Source organism: Mesorhizobium sp. M2A.F.Ca.ET.039.01.1.1 (assembly GCF_003998035.1).
Lineage (GTDB): Bacteria > Pseudomonadota > Alphaproteobacteria > Rhizobiales > Rhizobiaceae > Mesorhizobium.
Map to the genome: position 1 here is coordinate 1 of NZ_RZRY01001089.1, position 1,560 is coordinate 1,560.

The window sequence follows — 1,560 nt, forward strand, 5'->3', positions numbered from 1 at the left end:
GATGGAACGCAACTCCAGGCGCGATCCGCTGACGGGCCTGCTCAACCGCTCCGGTCTGGAGCAGGCAATCGCCGGGCTCGGCGTTTCCGACGGCCCGTTCGTGGCCATGCTGATCGACCTCGACGGCTTCAAATCCGTCAACGACACCTATGGCCACACCATCGGCGACGGCCTGCTGGTCAAGGTGGGGCGCCGGATCGAGGACCACGCCCCGCAAGGTGCCACGATCGCGCGCATCGGCGGCGACGAGTTCGTGCTGCTCTTCTCCGCATGCAGGTCGCCGCAGGCGGCCGGCGAGCTTGCGTCAAGCATCATCGCGGCCATCGCCAATCCGGACCCGGAGCTGAACTCGGTGCGCGTCGGCGCGTCGATCGGCATCTATCAGGCGGACAAGCCGCAATTGACGGAGATGCTGCTCAAGGCCGATTTCGCGCTCTATGCGGCCAAGCGCGGCGGCAGGAACGAATACTGCCTGTTCGACGCGGATCTCGACGCCGCGCTGGAGCGCAGGAACCGCATCGAGCGCGATCTGCGTGGCGCGATCGAGTCGGGCGCGCTCTGCTGCTGGTTCCAGCCGCTGGTGCGGCTCGACACCAGCGCGGTCGTCGGCTTCGAGGCGCTGCTGCGCTGGCAGCACGAGGTCCATGGCGCCATCTCGCCGCCCGAGATCGTCACCGCCGCGCGCGAGACCGGCCTGCTTTCGCTGCTGACCGAAACGGTGTTCCTCAATTGCTGCGCCATGATCGCAGAGCTGGTGCGGCAGGGCCGCCCGGATGTGCGGGTGGCGATGAATCTTTCACCGCGCGAGCTCGAGGCCGGCAATGTCGATGACATGATCCTCGAGGGGCTGAAGGCGAGGAATGTGCCCGCCGCGATGCTCGAGATCGAGATCACCGAGGAGGCGCCGGTCGACCGCGACCGGGTCGGCCAAAAGGTCGGGCGGCTGGCGGATGCCGGCATATCGATCGTTCTCGACGATTTCGGCACCGGTTTCTCGACCCTGGTGTCGCTGAAGGACAGCCGCATCCGCAAGATCAAGATCGACAAGGATTTCGTGCGCGACCTGGCGAAATCCGTGGAGGACCAGGCCGTGGTCGAGGCGGTGATCGGCCTTGGCCGCACGCTGGGGATCGAGGTGATGGCCGAGGGCGTCGAGACCGATGCCGACCGCATGATCCTGCGCTCGCTGGGCTGCATGATCGCGCAAGGCTATCTGTTTTCGCCCGCACTGCCGATGCGCGACGCGCTCGCCTTCGACGCGGCTGCCGCTGAGGTTATTTTCGAGCCGTTGCGCAATCCCCGCAGCGGCAACGCCGCCTGACAGACCGTCAAGGGCATTCTTCGTAGTTCGGCTGGCAAGGATCGGCGACAGGGCAGGGGTTAGCCGACGTGGAGGGGCGGTGGGAAGCGCGCCGATGTCGTGCGTAATCGCATAGGGCGCTCCCCTCTCCGTCTCGGCGCTGTGCGCCGAGCCACCTCTCCCCCATTTCATGGGGGCGAGGAAGCGCCAATCGCGAACGGGCGCGGCCTCGGCCTGGGTTCCTCGCCCCCGCCAAAGGC

At 67.1% G+C, this 1,560-nt stretch carries 1 protein-coding gene; it reads left to right on the forward strand.

The features are described 5' to 3' along the window. A partial coding sequence (locus EOA24_RS37505; RefSeq protein WP_133374893.1) for a bifunctional diguanylate cyclase/phosphodiesterase occupies positions 1 to 1,321 on the forward strand: 1,321 nt, incomplete at its 5' end. Positions 1,322 to 1,560 lie beyond the last annotated feature (239 nt).